This window comes from Uliginosibacterium sp. 31-12, from assembly GCF_030548425.1.
In the GTDB taxonomy this organism is placed as follows: Bacteria; Pseudomonadota; Gammaproteobacteria; order Burkholderiales; family Rhodocyclaceae; genus Uliginosibacterium; species Uliginosibacterium aquaticum.
Genome location: NZ_JAUOOA010000003.1, coordinates 233,998 through 260,139, shown reverse-complemented (window position 1 = coordinate 260,139; position 26,142 = coordinate 233,998). Strand labels below are relative to the sequence as shown.

Annotated in this window: 23 protein-coding genes and 1 tRNA gene; 15 read left to right on the top strand and 9 right to left on the bottom strand. The window is 63.0% G+C overall.

Annotated features, from left to right (window positions below; all coding sequences use genetic code 11):
* Positions 1–91: 91 nt before the first annotated feature.
* Positions 92–805, bottom strand: coding sequence for a YebC/PmpR family DNA-binding transcriptional regulator (locus Q3Y64_RS08315; RefSeq protein WP_101942245.1), 714 nt, complete (start codon positions 803–805; stop codon positions 92–94).
* Positions 806–981: 176 nt separating this feature from the next.
* Between Q3Y64_RS08315 and Q3Y64_RS08310 the strand changes: the two genes are divergently transcribed.
* From Q3Y64_RS08310 to Q3Y64_RS08290, 5 genes are all read left to right on the top strand, one after another.
* Positions 982–1,857, top strand: coding sequence for an EamA family transporter (locus tag Q3Y64_RS08310; RefSeq protein ID WP_303560883.1), 876 nt, complete (start codon positions 982–984; stop codon positions 1,855–1,857).
* Between the two features lie 137 nt (positions 1,858–1,994).
* On the top strand, positions 1,995–2,318 hold the full coding sequence (locus tag Q3Y64_RS08305) for a multidrug efflux SMR transporter (RefSeq protein WP_303560881.1): 324 nt from the start codon (positions 1,995–1,997) through the stop codon (positions 2,316–2,318).
* Positions 2,319–2,356: 38 nt separating this feature from the next.
* Entirely contained in the window at positions 2,357–3,220 is an 864-nt protein-coding gene (locus tag Q3Y64_RS08300) for a S9 family peptidase (protein ID WP_303560879.1), read from the top strand.
* A gap of 73 nt (positions 3,221–3,293) precedes the next feature.
* Positions 3,294–3,370 (top strand) — tRNA-Arg (locus Q3Y64_RS08295).
* Positions 3,371–3,408: 38 nt separating this feature from the next.
* Positions 3,409–3,825, top strand: a complete 417-nt coding sequence (locus Q3Y64_RS08290) for a cytochrome c5 family protein (protein WP_101942097.1) — start codon at positions 3,409–3,411, stop codon at positions 3,823–3,825.
* Positions 3,826–3,884: 59 nt separating this feature from the next.
* On the opposite strand, the gene grxD is transcribed toward Q3Y64_RS08290, so the two are convergent.
* From grxD to hemA, 5 genes are all read right to left on the bottom strand, one after another.
* On the bottom strand, positions 3,885–4,205 hold the full coding sequence (gene grxD / locus Q3Y64_RS08285) for a Grx4 family monothiol glutaredoxin (protein ID WP_101942096.1): 321 nt from the start codon (positions 4,203–4,205) through the stop codon (positions 3,885–3,887).
* An 89-nt stretch (positions 4,206–4,294) separates the two neighbouring features.
* On the bottom strand, positions 4,295–5,122 hold the full coding sequence (gene prmC, locus Q3Y64_RS08280; protein WP_101942095.1) for a peptide chain release factor N(5)-glutamine methyltransferase: 828 nt from the start codon (positions 5,120–5,122) through the stop codon (positions 4,295–4,297).
* On the bottom strand, positions 5,119–5,952 hold the full coding sequence (locus Q3Y64_RS08275; protein WP_303560874.1) for a peptidyl-prolyl cis-trans isomerase: 834 nt from the start codon (positions 5,950–5,952) through the stop codon (positions 5,119–5,121). Before Q3Y64_RS08275 ends, prmC begins: the two co-directional genes overlap by 4 nt.
* A gap of 23 nt (positions 5,953–5,975) precedes the next feature.
* On the bottom strand, positions 5,976–7,058 hold the full coding sequence (gene prfA / locus Q3Y64_RS08270; protein WP_101942093.1) for a peptide chain release factor 1: 1,083 nt from the start codon (positions 7,056–7,058) through the stop codon (positions 5,976–5,978).
* Positions 7,055–8,332, bottom strand: coding sequence for a glutamyl-tRNA reductase (gene hemA / locus Q3Y64_RS08265; RefSeq protein ID WP_101942244.1), 1,278 nt, complete (start codon positions 8,330–8,332; stop codon positions 7,055–7,057). The genes prfA and hemA overlap by 4 nt, the downstream gene beginning before the upstream one ends.
* A 159-nt stretch (positions 8,333–8,491) precedes the next feature.
* On the opposite strand from hemA, the gene Q3Y64_RS08260 reads away from it, so the two are divergent.
* The gene (locus tag Q3Y64_RS08260; protein WP_303560871.1) at positions 8,492–9,391 is read left to right on the top strand and encodes a DMT family transporter; all 900 of its coding nucleotides are present in this window, start codon (positions 8,492–8,494) and stop codon (positions 9,389–9,391) included.
* A gap of 6 nt (positions 9,392–9,397) precedes the next feature.
* Here Q3Y64_RS08260 and hemL read toward each other — a convergent pair whose 3' ends face one another.
* The 3 genes from hemL to Q3Y64_RS08245 are packed head-to-tail and all read right to left on the bottom strand — an operon-like array spanning position 9,398 to position 12,142.
* Complete coding sequence (gene hemL, locus Q3Y64_RS08255) at positions 9,398–10,675, bottom strand: glutamate-1-semialdehyde 2,1-aminomutase (protein ID WP_303560869.1); 1,278 nt, start codon at positions 10,673–10,675, stop codon at positions 9,398–9,400.
* Positions 10,676–10,721: 46 nt separating this feature from the next.
* Positions 10,722–11,330: a thiamine phosphate synthase gene (thiE, locus tag Q3Y64_RS08250; protein WP_303560867.1), complete on the bottom strand. Its 609-nt coding sequence runs from the start codon at positions 11,328–11,330 to the stop codon at positions 10,722–10,724.
* The gene (locus tag Q3Y64_RS08245) at positions 11,327–12,142 is read right to left on the bottom strand and encodes a hydroxymethylpyrimidine/phosphomethylpyrimidine kinase (protein ID WP_303560865.1); all 816 of its coding nucleotides are present in this window, start codon (positions 12,140–12,142) and stop codon (positions 11,327–11,329) included. The genes thiE and Q3Y64_RS08245 overlap by 4 nt, the downstream gene beginning before the upstream one ends.
* A gap of 333 nt (positions 12,143–12,475) precedes the next feature.
* On the opposite strand from Q3Y64_RS08245, the gene pilG reads away from it, so the two are divergent.
* The 9 genes from pilG to Q3Y64_RS08200 all read left to right on the top strand — a co-directional run bounded on the left by pilG (position 12,476) and on the right by Q3Y64_RS08200 (position 26,041).
* Positions 12,476–12,841: a twitching motility response regulator PilG gene (gene pilG, locus Q3Y64_RS08240; RefSeq protein ID WP_101942243.1), complete on the top strand. Its 366-nt coding sequence runs from the start codon at positions 12,476–12,478 to the stop codon at positions 12,839–12,841.
* Between the two features lie 25 nt (positions 12,842–12,866).
* A complete protein-coding gene (locus Q3Y64_RS08235) occupies positions 12,867–13,232 on the top strand; it encodes a response regulator transcription factor (RefSeq protein WP_101942088.1) in 366 nt (121 codons plus the stop codon).
* A 23-nt stretch (positions 13,233–13,255) separates the two neighbouring features.
* The gene (locus Q3Y64_RS08230) at positions 13,256–13,777 is read left to right on the top strand and encodes a chemotaxis protein CheW (protein ID WP_101942087.1); all 522 of its coding nucleotides are present in this window, start codon (positions 13,256–13,258) and stop codon (positions 13,775–13,777) included.
* A 93-nt stretch (positions 13,778–13,870) separates the two neighbouring features.
* Positions 13,871–16,018, top strand: coding sequence for a methyl-accepting chemotaxis protein (locus tag Q3Y64_RS08225; protein ID WP_101942086.1), 2,148 nt, complete (start codon positions 13,871–13,873; stop codon positions 16,016–16,018).
* Positions 16,019–16,115: 97 nt separating this feature from the next.
* Positions 16,116–22,439 carry an Hpt domain-containing protein gene (locus Q3Y64_RS08220; protein WP_303560861.1) on the top strand — a complete coding sequence of 2,108 codons (6,324 nt, stop codon included), beginning with the start codon at positions 16,116–16,118 and terminating at the stop codon, positions 22,437–22,439.
* A gap of 140 nt (positions 22,440–22,579) precedes the next feature.
* On the top strand, positions 22,580–23,707 hold the full coding sequence (locus Q3Y64_RS08215; RefSeq protein ID WP_303560859.1) for an ABC transporter permease: 1,128 nt from the start codon (positions 22,580–22,582) through the stop codon (positions 23,705–23,707).
* A gap of 38 nt (positions 23,708–23,745) precedes the next feature.
* Positions 23,746–24,459, top strand: a complete 714-nt coding sequence (locus tag Q3Y64_RS08210) for an ABC transporter ATP-binding protein (protein WP_101942083.1) — start codon at positions 23,746–23,748, stop codon at positions 24,457–24,459.
* Complete coding sequence (locus Q3Y64_RS08205) at positions 24,456–25,457, top strand: MlaD family protein (RefSeq protein ID WP_303560856.1); 1,002 nt, start codon at positions 24,456–24,458, stop codon at positions 25,455–25,457. The genes Q3Y64_RS08210 and Q3Y64_RS08205 overlap by 4 nt, the downstream gene beginning before the upstream one ends.
* Positions 25,457–26,041 carry a membrane integrity-associated transporter subunit PqiC gene (locus Q3Y64_RS08200; RefSeq protein WP_101942081.1) on the top strand — a complete coding sequence of 195 codons (585 nt, stop codon included), beginning with the start codon at positions 25,457–25,459 and terminating at the stop codon, positions 26,039–26,041. Before Q3Y64_RS08205 ends, Q3Y64_RS08200 begins: the two co-directional genes overlap by 1 nt.
* The last annotated feature ends 101 nt before the right edge of the window (positions 26,042–26,142 follow it).

Sequence of the window (26,142 nt, the reverse complement as noted above, 5' to 3'; positions counted from 1 at the left end):
GCAAAGACTTTGATCCCTCGGCAAGACGCGGCGCTGCAATGCACAGGGGCCGCAAATGCGGCCCCTGAGGTGGTGACAGAGCCGGCGAGGTTCAGTCCGTCAGCGCGACGTAAACGTTCTGTACGTCGTCGTTTTCATCGATGGCGGCGAGGAAGGCTTCGACCTCCTCCAGTGCTTCGGCACTCAGGCTGGCAGCGCTGACCGGGTTCTTGGGGCGGTAGCCGAGCTTGGCCGAGAGCACGTTGAAGCCCTGACCGGCGAGCGCTTTGCTGACCAGATCGAGCTCGGTCGGATCGGTATAGAAGAGGGTTGTGCCCGCCTCATCACCAGCCTCCAGATCCTGCGCGCCGGCTTCGATGGCGGCTTCTTCCGGATCGACGCCGGCCTTGACCGCTTCGGCTTCGATCATGCCCAGGTGATCGAAGTCCCAGGCCACCGAGCCGGAGGTGCCGAGCTGGCCCTTGCGGAACAGCACGCGCATTTCGGGCGCGGTGCGGCGCACGTTGTCGGTGAGGCACTCGACCATCACCGCAACCTGATGCGGGGCGAAACCTTCGTAGATGACGTGTTCGAAGCTGACCGGCTCGTCGGTGAGACCCGCGCCGCGTTTGATCGCGCGTTCCAGCGTGTCCTTGGGCATGGAAGCCTTCTTGGCCTGCTCCACCGCCAGACGCAGGCGCGAGTTCATCGCTGGGTCGGCACCGCCGCGCGCGGCGACGAGGATTTCCTTGACCAGCTTGCCGAAAATCTTGCCTTTGACGTTGGCGGCGATGTCTTTATGTTTGGCTTTCCACTGAGCGCCCATGGTGCGATTACCTGTATTGGTTGGCGTGACGGCGCCTGAAAGGTTCCAGGCTGTGCAGGCCGGCATTTTAAGCGCGCTGGCGGAAGACGGGTTCTGTCCTCATCCGCGCCTTGAGCCAGATCCATTGGCCGCACTCTGCGGCACAATGGCGACCCCCGTGTTCCGGAAGCGCCGCCATGCTTTACGTTCTTCTCGCCGCCACCTGCAGCGTGCTTGTCGCCGTGCTGCTGAAGCTCGCCCGGCGCCATGAAATTGATGTGGCCCAGGCGGTTGGCTGGAATTATCTGGCGGCATCCGTGCTGTGTTGGTTTCTGCTCCAGCCTTCGCTGAGCAGCCTGCAGCAGCCGGGTGCCCCCTGGCCTTCCTTGCTGGGTCTGGCCGTGGTGTTGCCGACCCTGTTCCTGGTGCTGGCGGCGAGCGTGCGCCGTGCCGGCATCGTGCTGACCGATATCGCTCAGCGCCTGTCCTTGCTCTTGTCCCTGCTGGCGGCCTTCCTGCTCTTTGGAGAAACCGCCAGCCTGCTCAAGCTGGCCGGGCTGGGGCTGGGCCTGTTAGCTGTGCTGGGGATTGTGTGGCGGCCGCAGCGCAGCGCGGCGAGCGAAGGCGGCGCGGCCTGGCCGCTGCTGCTTACGGTGTGGGCTGGGTTCGCGCTGGTCGACGTGATGCTCAAGCATATTGCCGCCGCCGGAACGCCTTTCGCTGCGTCCTTGCAGGTCAGCTTTGCTCTGGCCTTTGTCGGCATGGCGAGCTGGCTGCTGATCCGCGCTGTGCGCGGGCAAAAAACGGGGCAGGGGCGGCTCACCCTGCGCAATGGCGCAGCTGGCCTGCTGCTGGGGACACTCAACTTCGGCAACATCTTGTTCTATGTGCAGGCTCACCGCGCCCTGGCCAGCCAGCCAGCGGTGGTGTTTGCGAGCATGAACATCGGCGTGGTGGTGCTGGGCACGCTGGTGGGCGTGCTGGCCTTCGGCGAGCGGCTCTCGCGGCTCAATCGTGTGGCGATCGGGCTGGCGATCCTGGCCATCGGCCTGATTGCCCTGGCCAGGGCCTGAGCGGGGCGTGGCGGGTTCCGTGGCATAATCCGCCCCCTTTCACGTGGCGCAAGGCCACGCGCAGCGCTCCTTTCTTCAGGGTTTCCGGGGAGCGCGGTGTGTTGAGTACGAGCCCCGTTGCGTCATGGGAGCGTGCAATGTTCAATTACTGGTTCGTCCTGTTCATCGCGGTGATCACGGAGATCCTGTGGGCCTTGAGCCTCAAATGGATCCATCACCAGCCTGGCATCTGGCCGATCGCGGCTTCCGTGCTGCTGACGGCAACCAATATGACCCTGCTGTCCTTCGCCATGCGCGGCATTCCGGCTGGTGTGGCCTACGCGGTGTGGACCGGGTTGGGGGCCGTGGGCGTGGCGATCTTCAGCGCGATGGTGTTCGGCGATCATCTCAACAACGGCCAGATCGCTTCGATGGCGCTGGTCATCCTTGGCGTGGTGGGGATGAAGCTGAGTACTGGTTGAGTGGGTAGAATCCGCATTTTCATGCCGAAGGAATGAACATGCGGGTCCTGCTGGGAATGCTGTGCTTGCTGCTGGGCCTGATCCGGGCGGCCAGTGCTCAGGAGGTGCTGGACGTCAGCCTGCATGAAGAGATCGTGCAGCTGCCGGTCGCTGCGCTGGCGCCTGGCGAAGAGCCGCGCCAGATCGTGGCGACCCTGTTCCGGCCCGATGGTGCAGGGCCTTTCCCCTTGCTGGTGCTGAGCCATGGCAATCCGCCCTCGGCGGCTGACCGACCCAGGATCGGGCGCTATCGCCAGATCGTGCAGATCCGCGAATTCGTGCAGCGTGGCTATGCGGTGATTGTGCCGATCCGGCGCGGCTATGGTGCGAGTGGTGGCGACTATGCCGAATCCTATGCGCGTTGCAGTTCGAATGAGTTTTTCCGAGCCGGCATGGAGGCTGCACGGGATGTGCTGGCTGCGCTGGCGTATGCCCGTACGCTGCCCTGGGTACGGACTGAGGGCACGGTGCTGGCGGGGCAGTCGGCGGGGGGCTTTGCTTCCATCGCGGCGGCCAGCCTGCAACCGGCCGGCGTTGTGGCCGTGCTGAATTTCTCGGGCGGACGTGGTGGAGATCCGGTGAAGCATCCTGCGGTGCCCTGTGGTGAGGGCGCCATGGCCGCCACTTTCGCCCGCTTCGGCGCAAGCACCCGGGTGCCGGTGTTGTTCCACTATGTTGAAAACGACCAGTTCTTCGGGCCGGACTACACCCGCAGCTGGTTCGAGGCGTTCGAGCAGGCGGGAGGGCGCGGGCGCTTTGTGCTGCAGCCGGCCTATGGCAAGGATGGCCATGGTCTCTTTGCCAGCAAGGGCGCCACGCAGATCTGGAGCCGTGAGGTGGATGCGTTTCTGGCCGCTTTGTAGCGGCTTGCCGGACTGCCACACGCTTTGCAAGCCTTCCGGCGGCAGCTCGGTGTAGAATGCGGGCCTCAATCGCGCATCCGTAGCTCAGCTGGATAGAGTACTGCCCTCCGAAGGCAGGGGTCGCACGTTCGAATCGTGTCGGATGCGCCAATAATTCAAGTTTTGCCCTGAGAGCAAAGGACTTTCCCATGAACAGCTTCCGTCCGGCCACGCTGCTGCTGGCCCTGATTGCTGCCGCAACGCTGGTGGCTTGCGGCAAGGCCAAAGTGGATGAAGAGAAGACGGCTGAGCTGATCCAGCCGGTGGCGCGCGTGGAGCTGGCGGCGGCTGCGCCGGCTGAAGCTGCCGCGACGGGTGGGGCACCGAAATCCGGCGAACAGGTGGTCGCTCAGGTCTGTGGCGCTTGCCACAGCACGGGCGCTGCCGGCGCGCCGAAGATCGGCGACAAGGCCGCCTGGGCTCCGCGTATCGCGCAGGGGCTGAGCACCCTGGTGGCGAGCGTGACCAATGGCAAGAATGCGATGCCAGCGCGTGGCGGCAATCCAGCACTGAGCGACGAAGAGCTCAAGGCGGCGGTGGATTACCTGGTCAAGCAGGCCAAGTAAGCTGTTCCGGCCGAAAAAAAGGCGACCCGCGGGTCGCCTTTTTCATGTTTGCCAACTCTTCAGCCGGCAATGCCTTCGAGCAGCTTCTGCAGCTCGCCGGACTGGTACATCTCTTTCATGATGTCGCTGCCACCCACGAATTCACCCTTGATGTAGAGCTGGGGAATGGTCGGCCAGCTGGCGTATTCCTTGATGCCCTGGCGCACATCATCGTCTGCCAGCACATTCACGGCGACGTAGTTGGTCACGCCGCACAGCTTGAGGATGTGTGCTGCGGCTGACGAGAAGCCGCACTGCGGGAAAGTGGGGGTGCCCTTCATGTAAAGGACGACGGGGTTGCCGGTAACGGTGGCGTGGATCTTTTCCTGGGCGGTGCTCATCGAGGTTCTCCTGCGCTGGGGGAATGCGCTTTATACCCGAGTAATTTTATCGGACTTTTCCGGCCGCCGTAAACCCGCCGCCGTCAGACTCAGAGATGCCCGCCGCTGACGCGCTCAATGCCGGCCAGATCGTGCCAGGAATGCACGCCCCGGAATCCTGCATCTTCGAGCAGGGCGCGTACTGCCTCGGCCTGGTCGTAGCCATGTTCGAGCAGCAACCAGCCGCCATCTTCCAGATGCTCGGGAGCGTTGTGGATGATGTGGCACAGATCGTTGAGGCCATCTGCGCCGGAGGCCAGTGCGGTGAGCGGCTCGAAGCGCAGGTCGCCCTGGCTCAGGTGCGGATCTGCTTCGGCAATGTAGGGCGGGTTGCTCAGGATGCAGTCAAAGCGCGCCGCGTTCAGCGAACTGAACCAGCTGCCGGATTGAAACTGCACCCGTGCGCCGAGCGCCAGGGCATTGCTCTGGGCGATTTCGAGCGCGGCGGGGGAAAAGTCCACCGCCCACACTTCGGCCTGCGGACATTCGAGGGCGATGCTGATTGCAATGGCCCCACTGCCGGTGCCCAGGTCGAGGATGCGCGGGGTTTGCCGGCCGGCGAGTTGATGCAGGCCGAGTTCGACCAGTAGTTCGGTATCTGGGCGCGGAATCAGGGTGGCGGGGCTGACGCGGAAGGGGCGGCCGTAGAACTCGCGACAGCCCAGAATGTGCGCGACCGGCTCTCCAACGGCCCGCCGCTCCAGCCAGTCGGCATAGCAACGAGCCGCGCCTGGGGCCAGCGCGCGCTCCTGAAAGGCGATCAGCTGCGCCGTGGTGGCGCCGCTGGCTTCGCGTAGCAGGATGCGCGCATCAACCGGGTCGATGCGCCCGCGCGCCCGGGCGAGGGCGTCGCCCAGGGTGACGGGCAGATCGTTCATTGCGAGGCTGCGGCCTTGGGTTCGGCCGGCTTGCTGTCTTCAATCTTGGCCTTGGCAACCAGATCCTTGATGTAGGCCGCCAGCGCTTCCTGTTGCAGGGATTGCTGGAGTTGCGGCTTGATCGATTCGATCGGCGGCGGCGCAATCTTGCGCACGTCTTCGAGCAGGATCACGTGATAGCCGAACTGGCTCTTGACCGGGGTTTCGGTGAACTTGCCCTTTTCCAGGCCCTTGAGGGCTTCGGCGAACTCGGGCACGAAGGTGGCGGGGCGGGCCCAGCCCAGGTCGCCACCGGTGGCGGCGCTGCCCGGATCCTTGGACGCCTTGGCCAGATCGGCGAACTTGCCGCCCTTCTTGAGCTTCTCGATGAGGGCCTTGGCGTCCTCTTCCTTCTCGACGAGGATGTGACGGGCCTTGAATTCGGTGTCGCCGGCCTCAGCGATGCGCTTGTCGAACTCGGCCTTCACCTTTTCGTCGGTCACCGGGTTCTTGGCGAGCCAGTCCTTGATGTAGGCGTTGACCAGCTGTTCGTCGCGCACGTATTCCATGCGCATCTTGATGTCGGCTTGCTGATCGAGCTTGGCGGTGCGGGCGGCTTCGAGCAGCACGGCGCGCTGGACCAGGTGGTCGCGGGCGCGCAGACGCAGGGAATCGTCCACCGGGGTGCCGGCCGGAACCTGTTCCTTGATCAGCCAATCCAGCGTATCGGTGCTGATCACGTTGCCGTTCACCTTGGTCAGGACCTTGTCGGCCGGGGTCTTGTCGCCGCAGGCGGCAAGGGTGAGGGTGGCGGCTACGGCGAGAACGGCTGCTTTCAGGGTATGCGTCACTGCTTGTCTCCTTGGTTAGACGATCAATCGTCCTGGGTGAGCTGAGCGAGAAGCTCGGTCTGGTGCTCGGTGATGAGGGCGTCGATCAGCTCATTGATCTCGCCTTCCATCGCCGCATCAAGCTTGTAGAGCGTGAGGTTGATGCGGTGATCGGTGATTCGCCCCTGCGGGAAATTGTACGTGCGGATGCGCTCGGAGCGATCGCCACTGCCGACCAGGCTCTTGCGCGTGGCGGCTTCCTTGGCTTGTTGCTCGCGCAGCTGCACGTCCTGGATACGGGCCGCCAGCACGCTCATGGCCTGGGCCTTGTTGCGATGCTGGGAGCGGTCGTCCTGGCATTCGACGACGATGCCGGTCGGCAGGTGGGTGATGCGCACGGCCGAATCGGTCTTGTTGATGTGCTGGCCACCGGCACCGCTGGCACGGAAGGTGTCGATGCGCAGATCGGCCGGATTGATGCTCACCTCGGCGAGTTCATCTGCTTCCGGCATCACGGCCACGGTACAGGCCGAAGTATGAATGCGGCCCTGCGTTTCGGTGGCCGGCACGCGCTGCACGCGATGGCCGCCGGATTCGAACTTGAGGCGCGAGAAGGCGCCGAAGCCGGCCACGCGGGCGATCACTTCCTTGTAGCCGCCGAGATCTGATTCGCTGACCGAGACTAGCTCTACCTTCCAGCCCTGACGTTCAGCGTAGCGGGTGTACATGCGCAGCAGGTCACCGGCGAACAGGGCCGCTTCATCGCCACCGGTGCCTGCACGGATTTCGAGGAAGAGGTTGCGTTCGTCGTTCGGATCCTTGGGCAGCAAGGCCAGCTGCAATGCGTGCTCGATGCCGGCCTGAGCGGACTGGGCGGTCTCCAGTTCGGCCTGGGCGAACTCCTTCATTTCCGGGTCGGCGAGCATTTCGCGGGCACTCTGCTCATCGGCTTCGGCCTGTACGAAGCGCTGCCAGAGCCCGATGATCGGACCCAGCTCGGCGTGCTCACGGCTGAGCTTGCGGAAAGCGTCGATGTTCTGCGTGATGGTCTCGGACGCCAGCAGGCCTTCGAGTTCTTCGAGGCGGAAGGCGAGCTGTTCGAGACGGGCGCGGATACCTGGTTTCATGAATCCTGACGAGGTGGATGAGCCCCGGACTGATCGAGCTGGAACACTTCGCGCACGCTGCTCACGGCCGGGGCAATGCGCTCGCCTTCAGCATGATTCAGGAAGTGCGTGGGGGCGTGGAGCAGCTTGTTGCTGAGGGCGTGGCTGAAGGCTTCGAGTACGGCTTGCGGATCTTCGCCCCGGGCGAGCTGACGCTGAGCGCGTTGCAGCTCGGCCTGGCGCAGGTTGTCGGCATGCTCGCGCAGCTGGCGGATGGTGGGTACCGCATCGCGGCTACCCAGCCAGTGCTGGAAGCCATCGACCCGGCTGCGGATGATCGTTTCGGCCTCGGCGACGGCAGACTGGCGCGATTCCATGCCCTTGCTGACGATCTGGGCGAGATCGTCCACGGTGTACAGGAATATGTCCGAGAGCGTGGCTACTTCAGGTTCGATATCGCGTGGCACAGCCAGATCGACCATTACCAGGGGGCGGCGACGGCGGATCTTGAGCGCACGCTCGGCCATGCCGCGGCCAATCAGGGGCAGTGGGCTGCCGGTGCAGCTGATGATCACATCATGGCGCGGCAAGGCATCGGCAAGGGCTTCGAGCGGCAGAACTTCGGCACCGAAGCGGCTCGCCAGCGTTTCGGCACGGCTGAGCGTGCGGTTGGCGATACTCATGCTGCGCGGCTGGCTGCCGGCGAAGTGGGCCGCGCACAGCTCGATCATCTCGCCGGCACCGACGAAGAGGATGCGCGTGTCGCTCATGCGCTCGAAAATGCGGGCCGCCAGATGCACGGCTGCGGCTGCCATCGAGACGGTATTGGCGCCGATGGCAGTGGAGGAGCGGACCTCCTTGGCGACCGCAAAGCTGTTCTGGAAGAGCTTGTGCAGATTGGCGCCCAGCGTGCCGGCGGAATCGGCGAGGCGGGCGGCTTCCTTGAGCTGGCCAAGAATCTGCGGCTCGCCAAGGACCATCGAATCCAGCCCGCTGGCGACGCGGAACACGTGCTGCACGGCTTCCTGCTCGGGCAGCGTGTAGAGGAAGGGCGCAATGTCGCGCAACGCCACGTCGCGTCGCCGGGCCAGCCAGTCAGCGGCGGCCTCCGGATTGTCGGTGCTGCAGTAAAGCTCGGTGCGGTTGCAGGTGGATAGCAGCGCAGCCTCCTGCGCCACCCCCTCGGCCAATAAGCCCTGCAAGGCCTCGATCAGGCTTTCGGGCGGAAAGGCCACACGCTCCCGGATCGCGACGGGCGCCGTGTGGTGATTCAGGCCTAAAGCGAAGAGAGGCATGTGGGCGAGGGCTGGGGCCGGAAAATGGCGGCGGGCCGCATGGACGGCCCGCAGAAACAGGCCGGATTGTAGCATCCGGGCGCCACGGCCCTGCCGCGACGGCAGTCGATACGCAGACGCATGGCACAATCCGCCTTTGCTTCTTGTCCTTCCTGTCGCATGTCCGCTTCCCGCACGCCTGTTGTTGCCAGCCTGGTCCTGTTGCTTGTCACCCTCTGTTGGGGGACCACTTTCCCGGCCATGAAGGCTGTGTCGCAGCAGATGCCGCCGGGGCTGATGGTGGGCACGCGCTGGGCGCTGGCGGCGCTGGCGCTGGCGCCCTTCATCGACTGGCGCAATCGTCGCTTGTGGCGCGATGCGGCCCTGCTGGTGGCAGCGCTGTTTGCCAGTTTCGTGCTCCAGGTGCTGGGCCTCACGCTGATGAGCGCCGGGCGGAATGCTTTCATCACCGGCCTCAACGTAATCATGGTGCCGCTGCTCCTGCCGCTGCTTGGGCGACGGATCGGACCGGCGGTGTGGGTGGCCGTGGTGCTGGCGGGGGCGGGCATCGTGGTGATGAGCTACGAGCAGGGCTCCAGCCTGCTTGGTGACGCGCTGACTTTTGCCTGTGCGTTGGCGTTTGCCTTTTACGTGCTGGGCATGGAGCGCTTCGCCCCGCGCCATCCGGCGCTGGCGCTGGCTGGCGCCCAGGCCGTGGTGATGGCGCTGCTGACGCCCTTGTGGATCGGCGTGGAGTGGTGGCTGCAGGGGGCGGCCTATCCGGCGCAGGCCGCAGGTGCTTTGCAGGTGTGGCCGGAATTGCTGTATCTGGGTGTGATCTGCAGCGGCCTGATCCTGATCCTGCAGACCTGGGCACAGGCTCGCGCCAGTGCCGTGCAGGCGGCGGTGGTGTATGCGCTGGAGCCCTTCTTCGCGGCGGTGTTTTCGGCCTGGTGGCTGGCGGAGGCGTTTGGCCTGCGGGCCATGCTCGGCGGGGCGCTGGTGATCGGGGCGATGATCGTGTCGCAGTGGCCGCAGCGCCCCCATCAGGGCGCGGAGCATCCACACGCCCCGAACTGAGCGCCCTTACAGCGCGTGAAAGGCGGCGTCAGCTGCCGTAAGCGTTGCAGTGATATCCGCCTCGCTGTGCGCGGCCGACACGAAGCCGGCTTCGAAGGCTGAGGGCGCGAGGTAGTGACCAGCGTCCAGCATCAGGTGGAAGAAGCGGTTGAAGCGCTCGCGATCCGAAGCCATTACGTCCGCAAAGCTCTGCGGCACGTTCTTGCTGAAATACAGCCCGAACATCGCGCCGACGGCCTGGGCCGAGAAGGCGAGGCCGTGCTTGGCGGCCGCGGCAGTCATGCCATCGACAAACGCGTTGGTACGTGCGGTGAGTGTTTCGTAGAAACCGGGCTGGCGGATCAGGCGCAGCGTGGCGAGGCCCGCCGCGACGGCGACCGGGCTGCCGGACAAGGTTCCGGCCTGATACACCGTGCCCAGCGGGGCGATGCATTCCATGATCTCGCGCTTGCCGCCGAAGGCCCCAACCGGCATGCCGCCGCCGATGATCTTGCCTAGCGTGGTGAGGTCCGGTGTGATCTTGTACAAGCCCTGCACGCCTTGCAGGCCGACACGGAAGCCGGTCATCACCTCATCGAAGATCAGCACTGCGCCATGCTCGGTGCACAGCGCGCGCAGACGATCCATGTATTCCTGCGAAGGGCGCACGAGGTTCATGTTGCCGGCCACCGGTTCGATAATTACGCAGGCAATGTCCTTGCCGCGCGTGGCGAAACACTCTTCCAGCGCCGTGATGCTGTTGTAATCCAGCACCAGCGTGTGCTTGGCGAAATCGGCCGGTACGCCGCCCGAGGATGGGTTGCCGAAGGTCAGCAGGCCGGAACCCGCTTTCACCAGCAGGCTGTCGGCGTGGCCGTGGTAGCAGCCTTCGAACTTGACGATGGCGTCGCGCCCGGTGAAGCCACGGGCCAAGCGGATCGCGCTCATCGTGGCTTCGGTGCCGGAGGACACCAGCCGTACCATTTCGATAGAAGGCAGCAGCTCGATCAGCAGCTCGGCCATTTCGATTTCGCCCTCGGTCGGCGCACCAAAGGAGAGACCATTTATCGCCGCGCGCTGCACGGCTTCGATCACTTCCGGATGGGCGTGCCCCAGGATCGCCGGGCCCCAGGAGCCGACGTAGTCGACGTACTGTTTGCCATCGGCATCCCAGGTGTAAGCGCCCTGCGCGCGGGTCAGGAAGCGCGGCGTGCCGCCGACCGAGCGGAAAGCGCGGACGGGGGAGTTCACTCCACCGGGGATGCTGCGCTGGGCGCGTTCGAAGAGTTCGGCGTTCTTTGACATGGCGGGGAGATCCGGAAGTGTGGAGTGAGCTTGGCGAGCCCACGCGTTATCGGAAAAGTGCAGCGATCTTCGCGGCCTGCGCCTGCGGGTCAGCGGCTTGATAAATGTCGGTAATCACCGCAATCCAATCGGCACCCGCGGCGACCAGCGGCGCAGCATTGGCCGCCGTGATGCCGCCAATGCAGGCCACGTTTGCGCCGAGCTCCTGTTTGGCGCGTCGGATCAGGTCGATTGGTGCGGAAGGGGCCTGGGGCTTGGTGAGCGAGGCATACATCGCACCGAAGGCGACATAGGCCGCGCCGCCAGCGTGCGCAGTGCGCGCGCGTTCAAAATCGTTGTAGCAGGAAACACCGACCGGCAGACCGGGCGCCGCCGCCAGTACAGCGGCCAGTTCGCCATCCTCCCGACCGATGTGAAGGCCATCTGCAGCTACCTGCAGGGCCAGCGGCAGGTCATCGTTGATGATCAGGCTGATCCCCAGCTCGTGGGTCAGGGCGCGTAGTGCCCGCGCTTGCTTCAGTCGCAGGGCTGCAGCAGCCGTTTTGTGACGGTATTGCAGCACCGTGGCGCCGCCGCGGATCGCGGTCCGGCTGATGTCCAGAAGGCGGGCGCTGTCGTCCAGATCCGGCGTGACAAGGTAGAGGCCGCGTTTCATGGGCGCGACCAAGTGCAGAAACGATTCGGAAAACTCGGGCCCATGCCGGGACGCCAGCCTTGGGCTAGGGCCTGCCAGGTGTAGGACTGGGCTGCGTGCACGGCGGCGGAAAGCTCCATGCCCTGGGCGAGGAAGGTGGCGAGCGCGGCGGCAAGCGTGTCGCCTGCACCGTGGAAACTGCCCGGCAGGCGTTCCCAGGCATCGGTGCGCAGCACGCCGGTGCTGCCATAGAGGGTGTTGACAAGTTGGGGGCCGGGTTCGCGCGCTCCGGTCAGCAAGACCTGGGCGGCGCCGAATTCAAGCAGCCGGCGGGCGTACTCTGCGCTGGTGATGTCACTTTCTTGCTGCTCTTCTTCGTCGCTGGTCAGGCGCCGGGCCAGCTCGCCATCCGCGATGAGAACGGTGGATTGCGGCACCAGCAGCTCGCACAGGGCTTCGAGCATCTCCTCTTCGGCGAGCGGATCACCGGCGGAGCCCGGATCCGGAGCGAAAACTACCGGCAGATCCGGATAATCAGTCAGCACGTCGGCAACTTCGGTGACATTCTCGGGGCTGGCCAGCTGGCCGATCACGAAGGCGTGTACCGGCATATCCTCCAGCAGGGCGCGTGCCTGATCGGCGACCCAGTCGCCATCCGTCGCCTGCAGGCCCTCGCTGCGCACGCTATCGCGCACCGAGATGCCGGTCAGCACCGACAATGGATGGGCGCCGAGGGCTGCAATGGTGAGCAGGCCGCCTTGCAAGCCTCCTCCGCCACTGGGGTCGGAAACGGCAAAGCTGAGAACGGCATGAGGGGCTGGGTGAGTCGGCATGTAGGCGTGCGGGCGACGGGCCCGTAACAAGGACGCGGTAAGGTACCGAGTTTACCTGATAAGGGGCCCGCGCCCGCGATGCAGCGAGATAGGGCAGCGAAGTCAAGCTCCCAAAATTGATACAGGTCTTCCCGCTCCTTGAATGCAAATATGCTTGTCAGGCCGCGTAGGCTTGCAAGTTTGGTATATTTGCCATACAAAGCGCGTGGAGTAGGGGCTGCAGGGTATGCAGCACGCGGTACGAACAAATACTTCTCTGCATCTCCGGCATGCAGAAGGGTTGAGAGGAGTTTGACGTTGGCAGAACGAGCTGAAGCCTCTGGCACCAAGGTGATGGTGATTGATGACAGCAACACCATCCGCCGCAGCGCAGAGATCTTCCTGGCCCAGGCGGGATACCAGGTGCTGTTGGCTGAAGATGGCTTTGATGCCCTCTCAAAGATTGCAGACCATCACCCGGACCTGATTTTTGTCGACATCATGATGCCGCGCCTCGATGGTTATCAGACTTGTGCACTAATCAAGAAGAATCCCCGTTTCGCGTCCACCCCGGTCATCATGCTCTCCTCAAAGGACGGTCTGTTCGATCGCGCCCGGGGGCGTATGGTGGGGTCTGACGAGTACCTGACCAAACCCTTTACGAAAGATAGTTTGCTCAAGGCTGTGTCGACACACATGGCCGCGCGCGAACAACGCTGACATATTCATTGTTTGAGGTTCAAGCATGGCAATCAAGAAAATCCTGGTCGTTGATGACTCCCCCACCGAGCGTTTCGCTCTGATCGAATTCCTCTCCAAGCAAGGATTTTCGGTGGTGACCGCCGATAACGGTGAAGAGGGTGTGGCCAAGGCCAAGGCCGAGATTCCGGACCTGATCCTGATGGATGTGGTGATGCCCGGCATTAATGGCTATCAGGCCACGCGTACCATCTCGCGTGAGGAAACCACGCGCCAGATCCCGATCATCATGACCACCAGCAAGGATCAGGAAACTGACAAAATCTGGGGCATGCGTCAGGGGGCCTTCGACTACATGACCAAGCCGCTCGATCTTGAAGAGTTGCTCCGCAAGATTCAGGCCATCGGCTGATCACTCATACGGGAGTCTGTTGAATGGCCAAGCGCATCAGCCTGCGGGAGTTTCAACAGGATCTGACCAAGCGGCTCGCCGAAATGAGCGCCTCCGGGCGCCGTTCGGCTTTGCTCGCGGTAACCGCCGGTGGTGAAAACTGGCTGGTGGATCTTTCTGACGCTGGCGAAATCATCGCTGCTCCGAGCCTCACCGAAGTGCCGCTGACCCGGAACTGGTTTCGCGGTCTGGCCAACGTGCGCGGCAATCTTTTCAGCGTGGTTGATCTTGCCGCGTTCTGCGGCGATCCGCTGCCGCCACTTACCAATGACTCGCGCATGATGCTGATTGGCGCCAAGCATGGCCTGCACACCGCTTTGCTGGTGTCGCGTGCGCTGGGCTTGCGCAACCCGGACGATTTCGAGGTGGATGAGAGCTTCACTGATTCCCGGCCATGGATCGGCGGCGCCTTGCGTGACCACCAGAATCGGCTGTGGAAGCAACTCGTGGTGCGTCCGCTGTTGTCGGATCCGCGCTTTCTTGATGCGGGTGCCGACCTGCGCTGACATGAAGTTCTCAGACTCTTCTTTCTCTGGCGCGCATCTGCACCACTGCCGAACAACCAAGACATCAACGCCCGCACCAATCGGAGCACACGCATGGCACTGAAACTTCCTGGCTTCCTGAGCCGCTTCACCAGCAAGGCCGCATCAGCTGACTCCACTCTCATGGACAGCCGCGCCACCGTGATCGATCGTACGGTCGCCACGCCCGGCAGTGCCCGCCGCTGGGCGCTGCCTGTGATCGGAGCCAAGCCGCTGAATGAGCAGTTGCGCATTCTTGGCACGATCTTCGGTGTGCTGGTGGCTGTCGTGGTGGCACTGACCTTCCTGCAGATCCGTTCCGGTCGAGAAGGTACCTCCTTCGTGTCGGCGTCCGGGCAGATGGGCACGCTGTCGCAGATTCTTGCCAAGGCTGCTCAGTTGGCCGTGACCGGTGGTCGTACCGGTTTCTCGGAGCTCAAGGATAGCCGCGAGAAATTCGAAGGCATTCTCAAGGCGATTACAGAAGGTGGCGAAATTGATGGTCTGGCCGTGCCGAGTTCGCCGCGTGCTGTGAAGCCGCAGCTTGATACCACGACCGAACTGTGGAACAAGCTCAACAAGGAAGCCAAGGACGTTGCTGGTCAGCAGGTGCAGATCACACGTTTGGGTATGGCCGTAGCCAGCATCAACAGCAATAATGCCCAACTGCTCGACTTCGCTGAGCAGGTGGCACGCTTGAAGCTGGAAGGCCACTCCTCCGCCACCGATATCGAAACGGCCAACCAGGTGGTGATGCTCTCGCAGCGCATGGCCAAGAATGCCAACGCCCTGCTCGCCGCCGAAACGGTGGATCCGGAAGTGATCTTCTTGCTCGGGCGTGACTCCAACAGCTTCGAAGAGCTCCTCGAGAAGCTGGGCGGCACTATGGCCAGCGGTGAAGCCGCAGAGAAATACGAAAGTCTCAAGCTCTACGGAACCAAGCACCAGCTCGCTGTCGGCGGCATTCTGGCCAACGTGCAGCCGCTGCTGACCGCCAAGCGCGCCGGTATCACCATTTTCCAGGAATCCACCCAGTTGCTGGAGGCAGTAAATGAACTGTCGGCTGCGTACAACAAGGCCTATACCGGCCTGAACATTTACATCATCGGCTTGATGATATTCGGCCCGCTGTCCTTGCTGGCCCTGGCTGCGCTGGTGTGGGTCTATAACAACGACTTGGCCGTGCGTCGTGATGAGGCAGACCGTCAGCGCCTGGAGGCAGAGACTGACAAGAACAACACCCAGCAGGCCATTCTGCGTCTGATGAACGAAATGGGTGACTTGGCTGACGGTGACTTGACGATCCGCGCAACCGTTACGGAAGACGTGACGGGCGCCATCGCCGACTCGGTGAACTACACGATTGAAGAACTCTCCGTGCTGGTGCGCCGAATCAACGATGCGGCCGGCCGCGTGACCATCGCAACCGAATCCGCCCAGCGCCTGTCGGGCGAGCTGCTCGACGCTTCCGAGCGCCAGTCGCGTGAAATTACTCAGGCCGGTTCGCAGGTGCAGGAAATGGCCCGCTCGATGACCGCCGTATCCGGCTCCGCGCTGCAGACCGCGCAGGTGGCCCGCCGCTCGCTGGAGGCCGCGCGCAAGGGTGCTGATGCGGTGCAGAACTCGATCAAGGGTATGAACGAAATTCGCGAGCAGATCCAGGAAACCTCCAAGCGGATCAAGCGCCTCGGCGAATCTTCACAGGAGATCGGTGAAATCGTGGAACTGATTTCCGACATTACCGAGCAAACCAACGTGCTGGCTCTGAATGCTGCCATTCAGGCAGCCTCCGCCGGTGAAGCCGGTCGCGGCTTTACGGTGGTTGCGGAAGAAGTGCAGCGCCTCGCAGAACGTTCCGCTGAAGCTACCAAGCAGATCGCGGCCATCGTGAAGACCATTCAGACGGATACGGGCGATGCCGTGGCCGCTATGGAAAACTCGACCCGCAACGTGGTTGAAGGGGCCAAACTGTCCGATGCGGCCGGTCAGGCCCTGTCCGAGATCGGCGACGTGTCGGTGGAAATGGCAACCCTGGTTGAAAAGATTTCGTCCGACACGCAGCGTCAGGCCAACGTGGCAACCGAAGTGTCCGAAGCTATGCGCGGCATTCTCTCGATCAATGAATCGACCACGCGCGGTACCCAACAGTCCGCTGTGTCGATCGGCCAGCTGGCTGACCTCGCCGTTGAACTCAAGGGTTCGGTGTCGGGCTTCAAGGTCTGATGAGTGGCGGGTGCGGCCCCGGGGTCGCGCCGATCACTGCCCCCGGCCGCCGGCCGGGGCTGCGGTGGCCTTGCTGAGTCTCCTTACGAGGCAATAGATGAGCCAAAAGAACGAGTTTGATGTCGGCCCGCTGACCTGGGTGAAGGGCGAAATCGATGCAGCCCTGAGTGCTGCACGTGAGCGTCTTGCCGAAGTCCAGGCCGACCCTGCCCAGCGCGAGCCGCTGCGCTTTGCACAGAGCCATGTCCACCAGGCCAGCGGTGCGCTGTCCATCGTTGGGCTGGATGGTGTATCCCAGTTTGCTGAAGCCATCGATAAGCTGCTTTCTGCCTTGGCAGCAGGCGAGCTGGTTGTCAGCAGCGACCTGTTGGCGCTCGCCATGCGCAGCGTGGGTATGCTGGGGAATTACATCAACGAGATTTCCGCTGGTGCGCCGCACCAGCCGCTGCGCCTGTTCCCAGCCTATCAGGAACTGGTCAGCGCCCGCGGTGGCGAAGCCCCGCAGCCCTCAGAACTGTTTTTCCCTGATTTGTCGGTACGTCCGCAGCTGGCCAGTACCGAGTCTCTTGCGCCTGAGCGGGCTGCGCACGAACTGCGCGTGCTGCGTGGGCGTTTTGAAAAGGGCTTGCTGACCTGGCTACGCAAGCCGCAGGACAAGGCGGGTCCGATGGAGATGCTCACGGCGGTACACCGCATCGAGCAAATCCAGTCCCTGCCGGCCACGCGTGCGTTCTGGTGGGCGTCCATCGCCTTCTTCGAAGGCCTGGCATTGCAGGCCATTCCCGCTGATCGTCCGGCGCAGCGTCTGTGCCGTCGCATCGACACTCAAATGCGTCGCCTGCTTGAAGGTTCGCAGATCGTAGCGGAGCGTCTGGTGCGCGATGTGCTGTATTTCGTCGCGACCGCGGGTTTCGATTCCGAGCACGCGCAGGCTGTGCGCCGTACCTACGGCCTGGACCGTGCCCTGCCGGCGTCCGATGTAGAACTATCCGACACTTTGCGCCAGCCCTATGTGCTGCGCGTGCGCGAAGTGCTGGAACAGGCCAAGGAATCCTGGAATCGCTTCTGCGCCGGGGCTGCCGTGGCCCTACCGCAATTTCAGGAGCAATTGGGCGAGCTGGTGTCACGCGTCGAACCGATGCGCCTGGCCCAGGTCGACCGTCTGCTGACCGCTTTGCGCGAGGCCATCGAATGGCTGCGTGCCGATCCGCTGCGCCTCTCCGACGACCTTTCGATGGAAGTGGCTACCAGCCTGCTGGTGGTGGAACAGGCCTGCGAATCGCCGAATGCCGACCCGGCCTTGCTGCGCAAGCAGGTTGATCTGCTGTGCACCCAGTTCACTGCTCGTGTGCGCGGTGATCTGGTGATGGAGCTGGATCTCGCCCCCTTTGGCGAAGCCTCGCGTCGGGCTCAGGAACGTCTCTTCTTCAACCAGCTGGCGCGCGAGATTCTGACCAATCTGGGGCAGATCGAGCAGACCCTGGATAGTTTCTTCCGCAGCCCCGAGCAACGTGACAGCCTCGCCTCGCTGGCTGCCCCGCTGAAGCAGATCGAAGGTGCTTTTGCCGTGCTTGGCGAGATGCAGGCAGTCGAACTGGTGCGCAACAACGCCGCTGCCATCAGCGCGCTGGGCGCACAGGACGAGCCGCCGGCGCAGGACGAATGTGACACGATTGCGCATCAACTTTCGGCACTGGGCTTCTACGTTGAATCCCTGAAAAACGGCCCGGCAAAACTTGAATCTTTCCTCAATCCGGGAAGCGCACGCGTCGACGAGGAGTTGGTCGCTGCGGCGGACGCCACGGTGGAAGCGCAGTTGCAGCGTGAAACGCGCGAGACGCAAAACCTGGTGGAAGCCCTCAAGGAAGCGCCGGAAGATGCCTTCCTGCGTGAGCAGCTGGTCAGCAGTCTTGAAGCCATTCGCGAAGATGCACAGCTGGTGGCGGATTCGGGCCTGGAGCAGAAGGCCAAGGATGCACTGGCCAGCCTCAAGTCTGGCGATGCCACCCAGGAACAGCTCGCCGAGGCGCTGGCCGGTGTAAGTCCGGCAGCAAGCCCGCAGCACTCCGAAGAAACAGCCCGTCTGCTGGAGGCCAGCGACCAGGAGGTAGATGCCGAGCTGCTCGCGATCTTCCTTGAAGAGGCGGTCGAAGTGCTCGCCACGATTGCCGAACATCGCAATAAGGTGGTCTCGGAAGCCCATGATTTCGATGCCCTGACGACGGTCAGGCGCGGCTTCCATACCCTCAAGGGCTCCAGCCGCATGGTGGGCCTGAATGATTTCTCCGATGCGGCGCGCTACATCGAAATGGCGATGAATCGCTGGCTGCAACTGGAGAAAGACGCGGATGCGCGTCTGGTTTCCTTGCTCGACCACGGTTGTCTGACCTTCGGAGCCTGGGTTGAGCAGCTTGAGGCAGGCGGCAGCCTGCATCGTGATGCCACCGCCCTGATTGCCGAAGCGCAAGCCCTGCTGGCCTCGCTGGATGTGCCGGCCGACGAGCAAGCGCCGGTGGTGAGTGTGGCTGCTGCTGCGCCAGTGCTCGCTGAAGCGAATGCCGAGCCGGAAAGCATTGATCTTGACCTGGAAGTACCTGCACTTGGTGCGCTGACGGAAGAGCCGGCGATCCTCGAAGATGCGCCTGAAGAAGCCCCGGCTGCGGGCGCTTCCGAGCTCGATCTCACCAGCACTTTGCTGGAACTGGACTTGGCCTCGATTTCTTCCGGCGAACGGCACGATACCGTGGTCGACTTGGCCGTTACCGATTTCGAGGGCGACGCCTTGCGTGCCTTCACTGAAGAATTCGGTTCGGAAGCGGGTGACGCTGCGGCACAGGAGCAGCTTGGTCGTTTCGAGGCGCAGCCGATCGCTGCGGCCACGGCCGAGCTGGATCTGGAGTTTGATGATCTCGACAGTGATGACAGCGCACTCGAGCTGCCGGTGCTGGAAGCGGCTGAAGCCGAGGCAGAAGAATCTGCTCAGCATTTGGAGCTGGATCTGACGGCGTCCATGACCACGCCGGATCTCGAGTCCCTGATCGAAGCGGGTAATGAGCCGCAGACCGTGCTTGACCTGAGCGCCACCGATTTTGCTGGTGAAAGCCTTCTTGCTACGCTGGAGATGGGCGAAGAAACTGCCGAAGTGGCCGCGCCCAATACGCCGGAAATCGAGCTCGATATCGACATCGACCTGCCGGTCATCGACGAGCAGGGTGCTGAACTTGATGCTGCCTCTGCGGACGAAGGCCCGACGACTGAAATCGAGGTTAAATTGCCGAGCGAAACGGCCGAGCTGGCTGCGCCAGAGCTCGACGTTGTTGCGGAGCTTCCCGTACTTGAGGGGGCTGGGGCCGCTGCGACTGCTGAGGCAGGCGAAGAGCCTCTCGAAGAGATTGCCATCGACGATGGTGACGATGGGATTGATCTGCCTGAACTGAATTTTGGCGCCCTGAGCGTTCCGGAACCGGTGGCAGCAAGCAGTATTGATCCGCTTGAAGGCCTCTCCGGGGATGAAGTCAGCATTGGCGATCAGACCCTCTCACGCGGTCTCTACGATCTTTACATTGCCGAAGCGCGCCAGTTGCTGGACAACCTGCTCGATGAGCACACCCGCCTGTCGAACAACCCGCTGCGCGTGCCGACCATCGATGCGATCCGTGCGGCGCATACCTTGGCCGGCATTTCCGGTACGGCCCGCATTGAGCCGGCTTATGCGCTTGGCAAGGCGCTGGAACACGCGCTGCATCGTTTCACCGATGTCGAGGTGCCGCCTGAGGCAGGTCAGACCGATGTTTTCGGAACGGCCATCTTGACCCTCGACGGGATGCTGGCAGAGGTTGTGCATCATGTGATGCCGGTCGAGGCGCCCGATCTGATCGAACAGCTCAAGGCACTGCATCCGGCACTGCTGGATGCGCCGAAGCCCGACCTTGTCGTGGCGCCAGTCGTGGCCGAGCCGATCGTCGAAGCGCTTGCCGAAGAAGTGCCCGAGGCGCCGGCTGAAATCCAGATTGCGGCGGCTCTGCCGGTGGCCCCGACGCCTGAAGAGGCGGCAGCGGGGCCGCAAGATGATCTTGATGATCAATTGCTGCCGATTTTCTTTGAGGAAGCCGACGAGCTTTCCGACGCTATGGCTGCCGTGCTGCGCGAAATGCGCGCCAATCCGGCGGATACCGCCCTTCAGCAAGCGTTGGCACGCCATCTGCACACCATCAAGGGCAGTTCGCGGATGGCTGGTGCCATGCGTCTGGGGCAGTACATCCACAACCTTGAAAGCCATCTCGAATCTGCCTTGCACAATGGGCAGACCGGTTCAGCGCTGGTCGATGATCTGGAAAATGGTCTGGACCATATCAGTGCGATGATCGAGGCACTGAAGAATCCGCAGGCTCCGGTTGTAACCGACGAAGACGTCAGTAATGCGGAGGCTGAGCTTGAGCTGATCTCCGCGCCGCCGTCGGCTTCTGTGACGGAGGTCCCGGCTGAGCCGGCTAAGCCGCAAGCGGGGCTTGCGCAGCCTGCAGCTCCGCGTGCGGCCCAGCAGCCGCTGCCGACTCAGGTCTTCGATGAGCTGGAAGCCAGCCAGACCCAGCAGCGCGCTCCGCTGCGGGTGCGTGCCGACATGATTGACCGCTTCGTGAACGAAGCGGGTGAGGTGTCGATTGCACGAACCCGGATTGAGGGTGAGCTGCGTTCTTTGCGTCGCTCCCTGCTGGATCTCACCGAAAACGTGATTCGCTTGCGCAACCAGTTGCGTGAGGTGGAAATTCAGGCCGAGTCACAAATGCAGTCGCGTATTGCGGCGGCAGAATCGACCCACGCCAACTTCGATCCGCTCGAGTTCGACCGCTTCACCCGTCTGCAAGAGCTGACCCGCTTCATGGCCGAGTCGGTGGGTGACGTCACTACCATCCAGCAGAACCTTCTGCGTAATCTCGACGCGGCTGATGCCGCGCTGCATGCCCAGGGCCGCCTCTCACGCGACCTGCAGCAAGCGCTGATGAGTGTGCGGATGGTGCCTTTCGAAGAGCTCGCCGATCGCCTCTACCGCGTCGTGCGCCAGACTTCCAAGGAACTCGGCAAGCGTGCCAACCTGGACATCCAGGGCGGCTCAATCGAAATCGACCGTGGCGTGCTGGACCGCATGACTGCGCCGATCGAACACTTGCTGCGCAACGCGATTGCCCACGGCATTGAAACGCCGGAACAGCGTGCTGCCGCGGGTAAGCCTGAGTTCGGCCAGATCACCCTCAAACTGACCCAGCTCTCCAACGAAATTGCGCTGGAACTGGCCGATGACGGCCATGGCCTCGACTACGCCCGCATCCTGGCGCGTGGCCGAGCCGCTGGCCTGGTGGGTGCCGACGAGCAGCCGAACGAGAATCGCCTCACCCAACTGATTTTCGAACCCGGCTTTTCCACTGCTGAAACCGTGTCCGGCGTTGCTGGCCGCGGTGTGGGCATGGACGTGGTGAAGAATGAAACGCTGTCGGTGGGCGGCCGTATCGAGATCTTCTCCGATGCAGGTCAGGGCTCGCGCTTCCTGATTCACCTACCACTGACGCTGGCGGTCACGCAGGCCTTGCTGGTGCGATCGGGCGAGCGTACCTACGCCATCCCGTCGAACATGGTCGAGCAGGCGCTCGAACTGAAGGAAGCCGCGCTCAACGAAGTTCGTACCAAGGGCGTCGTCGAGTGGAAGGATACTCAGTATTCATTCACCTACTTGCCGCGTCTGCTGGGCAATCTTCACGCCCATCCGCAGCCTGGTCGTTATCACTGGGTGCTGTTGGTGCGTGCTGGTAGCCAGACCCTTGCGGTACATATTGACGAGCTGCGTGGCAACCAGGAAATCGTGGTCAAGAATGCTGGCCCGCAATTCGTGCGTTTGCTTGGCTACTCGGGTGCCACGGTGCTGGCTGACGGCGAGATCTCGCTGATCATCAATCCGGTGGCGCTGGCGGCTCGCCAGAGCGTGCCGGCGGAAGTGCTGGCCGAGTCTGCGGAAGCCTTCGAAGCGGGCTATCAGGAGCCGGCCGAGACGCGTATCCCCTCGATCATGGTGGTGGATGACTCGCTTACCGTGCGCAAGATCACCAGCCGCATGCTCGAGCGGGAAGGTTTCCAGGTCGTCACTGCCAAGGATGGTGTCGATGCGCTGGAACAACTCGTCGAGTACAAGCCGGATGTGATGCTGCTGGACATCGAGATGCCGCGTATGGACGGTTTCGATCTGGCCCGCAACGTGCGCGCGGATGCCCGCCTGAAAGATGTGCCGATCATCATGATTACCTCGCGCATGGCGGACAAGCACCGCAATTACGCGATGGAGATCGGGGTGAACAACTATCTCGGCAAGCCCTTCCAGGAAGAGCAATTGCTGGAGCTGATCACCGGCTTCATTGCAGCACAGCGCGGCTAAGCGCGTCGCAGCAGAATGCAAAGCGCTCCGCTGGACGGGGCGCTTTGTTTTTGGACTTCCGGTCAGGGCGTGCGCGCTGATTGTCCAATCCTGTCTGGCTTGCGCTACCCTGCAGGCCATCAGTCCTTGATGAAAACTCAATGAGCACGGACGCTTCCCTTTCCGCTCAAGCCCGCTTTGCTCGCCAGGCGATGCAGCTCGATGTGTTCGTCGAGGGGGCCTGGAACTGGCAAGTGCCCGCACCATTGCTGCCGGAAGCGGCGCTGTGGGCGGGTGCGGAGCAACTACGCCTGCAGGCTGGTACGTTCAGTGATCAGGATGGCGCCTTGCTGGCCTGGCTGCTGCGCCTGTGTCGCAGGGCTGTGCAGGCAGGTGTGCAGGTGGATGGCAGTGGGCTGCCGGACAGCATGCGCAAGCTACTAGAACTGGCGCTGGCGGTGCCACCGCAAGCTCAGACACATCCAGCGCAGGGGCCTGGTTTCTTCGTCAGCCTGGGCTTGATTACCTTGCATGTCTGGTCGGACCTGCCGCGTGCCCTGCATTTCACCGGCGAGATCACTCAGAGTCTGTGGCGTCTGCTGCGCGGGCGGACGCGTTTGCGGCGGCGAGACTTCCTGTGGCTGATCGAAGCCAGCGGCCCGCGCGCCCTGCCGATTGCGTCCCTGATCAGTTTTCTCGTGGGCACCATCCTGGCGTACATGGGCGCAGTGCAGCTCGCCCAGTTCGGCGCCCAGATCTACATTGCGGACCTGGTTGCAATCGGCATGGTGCGCGAGATCGGTGCCCTGATGACCGGGGTCATCTTGGCAGGCCGCACCGGCGCCTCCTACGCGGCGCAGCTGGGCACGATGCAGGTCAATGAGGAAATCGATGCCTACCGCACCCTGGGGCTCTCACCGATCGACTATCTGGTGCTGCCGCGCCTGCTGGCCCTGCTGCTGATGGTGCCGCTGCTGACTCTGTATGCCGGCGTAGTGGGCATTGTGGCCGGCATGCTGGTGGCGACTACTGTCTTCGGGGTCGGTTTGCGCGAATATTTCAACGAAACGGTCATTGCCTTGTCCTGGAGCCATATCCTGATCGGCATGTTCAAGGGCACCGTGTACGGCGCGCTGGTGGCTTTTTCCGGATGCTGGCGCGGCATGGATTGCGGGCGCAGCGCCCAGGCGGTGGGGGAGGCCACCACTTCCGCGGTGGTGACCAGCATTCTGCTGATCACCGTGTCGGCTTCCTTGCTGACCATCCTGTTCCAGAGGCTCGGGCTGTGAGTACGTCGGGGCCAGCCATCACGGTGCGGGATCTCACCATGGCTTATGACGGTCGGGTGATTCAGCATGATCTGAGCTTCGACGTCCAGCGTGGCGACATCTTCGTCATCATGGGGGGCAGCGGTTGTGGCAAGAGTACTCTGTTGCGTCACTTGATCGGTTTGCAATCACCGGTGGTGGGTACAGTGAAGTATGGCAGCGAGGATTTCTGGGCCGCTGATCCTGCCGCCCAGGCTGCCCTCAAACGCCGCTTCGGCGTGCTGTTCCAGGCAGGTGCCTTATGGAGTTCGCTGACCCTGGCCGAAAACGTGGCTTTGCCACTGGAGGAGTTTTCCACCTTGCCGGCGGATGCAATTCGCGAAATTGTCAGCGTCAAGCTGGCGCTGGTTGGTCTGGCGGGCTTCGAGCATTACTATCCGAGCGAAATTTCCGGTGGCATGAAAAAGCGTGCCGGGCTCGCCAGGGCGATGGCCCTGAACCCGGACATCCTGTTCTTTGACGAGCCGTCGGCTGGGCTTGATCCGCTCAGCTCCAAGCGCCTGGATGAACTGATTCTGCAGTTGCGTGACAGCCTCGGTGCCACCATCGTGCTGGTCACCCATGAACTGGCGAGTATTTTTGCGGTGGCGAACAAGGCCATCTTTCTGGATGCGGAGAGCCGCAGCATGATCGCCAGCGGCGATCCGAAACAACTCCTGCACCATGGCCCGGCGGCCGTGCGTGCCTTTCTTTCGCGTGGAGACCTCCCATGAGTCAGCGCTCCAGTCCTGCCTTGATTGGCGCCTTTGTTTTTGGCGCCATGGTCTTGATCGTGGTCGGGATCTTCCTGTTCACAGGCCATGATTTCTTCACCCGCAAACCGCGCTATGTGATGTATTTCGAGGGCTCGGTTTATGGATTGCAGATCGGTGCGCCGGTCGTCTTCCGTGGGGTGCAGATCGGCTCGGTGCAGCGCATCGACCTGCGATATGACGCCGGTCACGATCAGCTGGTGGTTCCGGTTGTAATGGAAGGGATTCCGCGCAAGGTGCTGGATGTGGACGGTGACGCAGCCGACGAGTTGCTGCCGAATATCGACGAAATGGTCAATCGTGGCTTGCGTGCGCGCCTGGCCAGCCAGAGCATGCTGACCGGTCAGCTCTACATCGATCTCGATCTGTTGCCGGACAAGCCTTTGGTCTACCGCGCACCGACCAAACGCCTGCCGGAGATCCCCACCGTAGTGTCGCCAGTGCAGGAAATCGCTCAGAAACTGCAACAGGTGGATCTTGAAAGCCTGCTCAAGGACATGGCGGCGATCGTTGAAAGCGCTCGTGACTTTGTGCGCAGCCCGGAATTGCGCACCTCACTGGCCAAGGTGGATGCCAGCCTTGGTGCCATGCAAGGCGTGAGCCAGCAACTCGAACAGCGGATCGGGCCCTTGGCGGATAAGCTCGACAAGAGCCTCGACAGCATCGTGCTCAACATGGACAAGATGGGCATTGCATCAGATGGCCTGGCAAGCATGAGCGCGCAGAGTGCTGCGCCGATGGAAAGCCTGACGCAGGCAGCCGATGAATTGCGCCGTACCGCGGCGACCTTGTCCGAGCTGGCTGGCATGGGAGGGCCAGCCCTGCACGAGGCGGGTCAGACCCTGCGCGAGTTACGCGGCACAGCCCAGTCCCTGCAGGAGCTCAGCGATACCCTCGAACGTCAGCCCAACGCGCTGCTGTTTGGCAGAAGCCCCGCCGCACGTAAGGAGCCCAAGTGATGAAGCGTCCCGCCATCCTCATTCTTGTGAGTTTGTTGCTCGCTGCCTGTAGTGCTAGCCCGCCGCAGCCCCTGCAGCTCTATCAGCTCAGCCCGCAGGCCGCAGTGCAGGCCGGAGCCAGCCTACCGGTGGCGGTGGGTCTCGGGCCGCTGAAGTGGCCGGACTACCTGACGCGGCGTGGCCTGATCACGCGCCTGGATGATAACCGCCTCGAGGTGGCCGACAGCGAGCGATGGGCTGAGCCGCTGGAGGCCGCCTTTGAGCGGGTGCTGCGCGACAATCTGGTGCGGCGTAGCAGTCCGAGCCGGCTGCAGGCCTGGCCGTGGCCGCTGACTGAAGCGCCGGCGATCCAGGTGCCGCTCGAAGTGCTGCAGTTCGACACCAGCGCGCAGGGCGAAGTAGTGCTGCGGGTGCGTTGGCGCATCGTGTCGCGCGAGAAGCAGGCGCTTGCCGCTGAGCGCAGCAGTGAATACCGTGTAAAAGCCGCCGGGCGAGGCCCGACAGCCAGCGTGGCAGCACACAGTGAAGCTTTGGCGCGGCTGAGTGAAGACATTGCAGGCGCGCTGCAGGCGGTGCGGCCCTAAGAAGCTGTTTGCGATCTGACTGCGAGGCCGCTCATTGATCACTGAGAGGGCTCATGCGCTGCACGGAATTCTCATTGATCAACATACACTCCGGTTCCTGT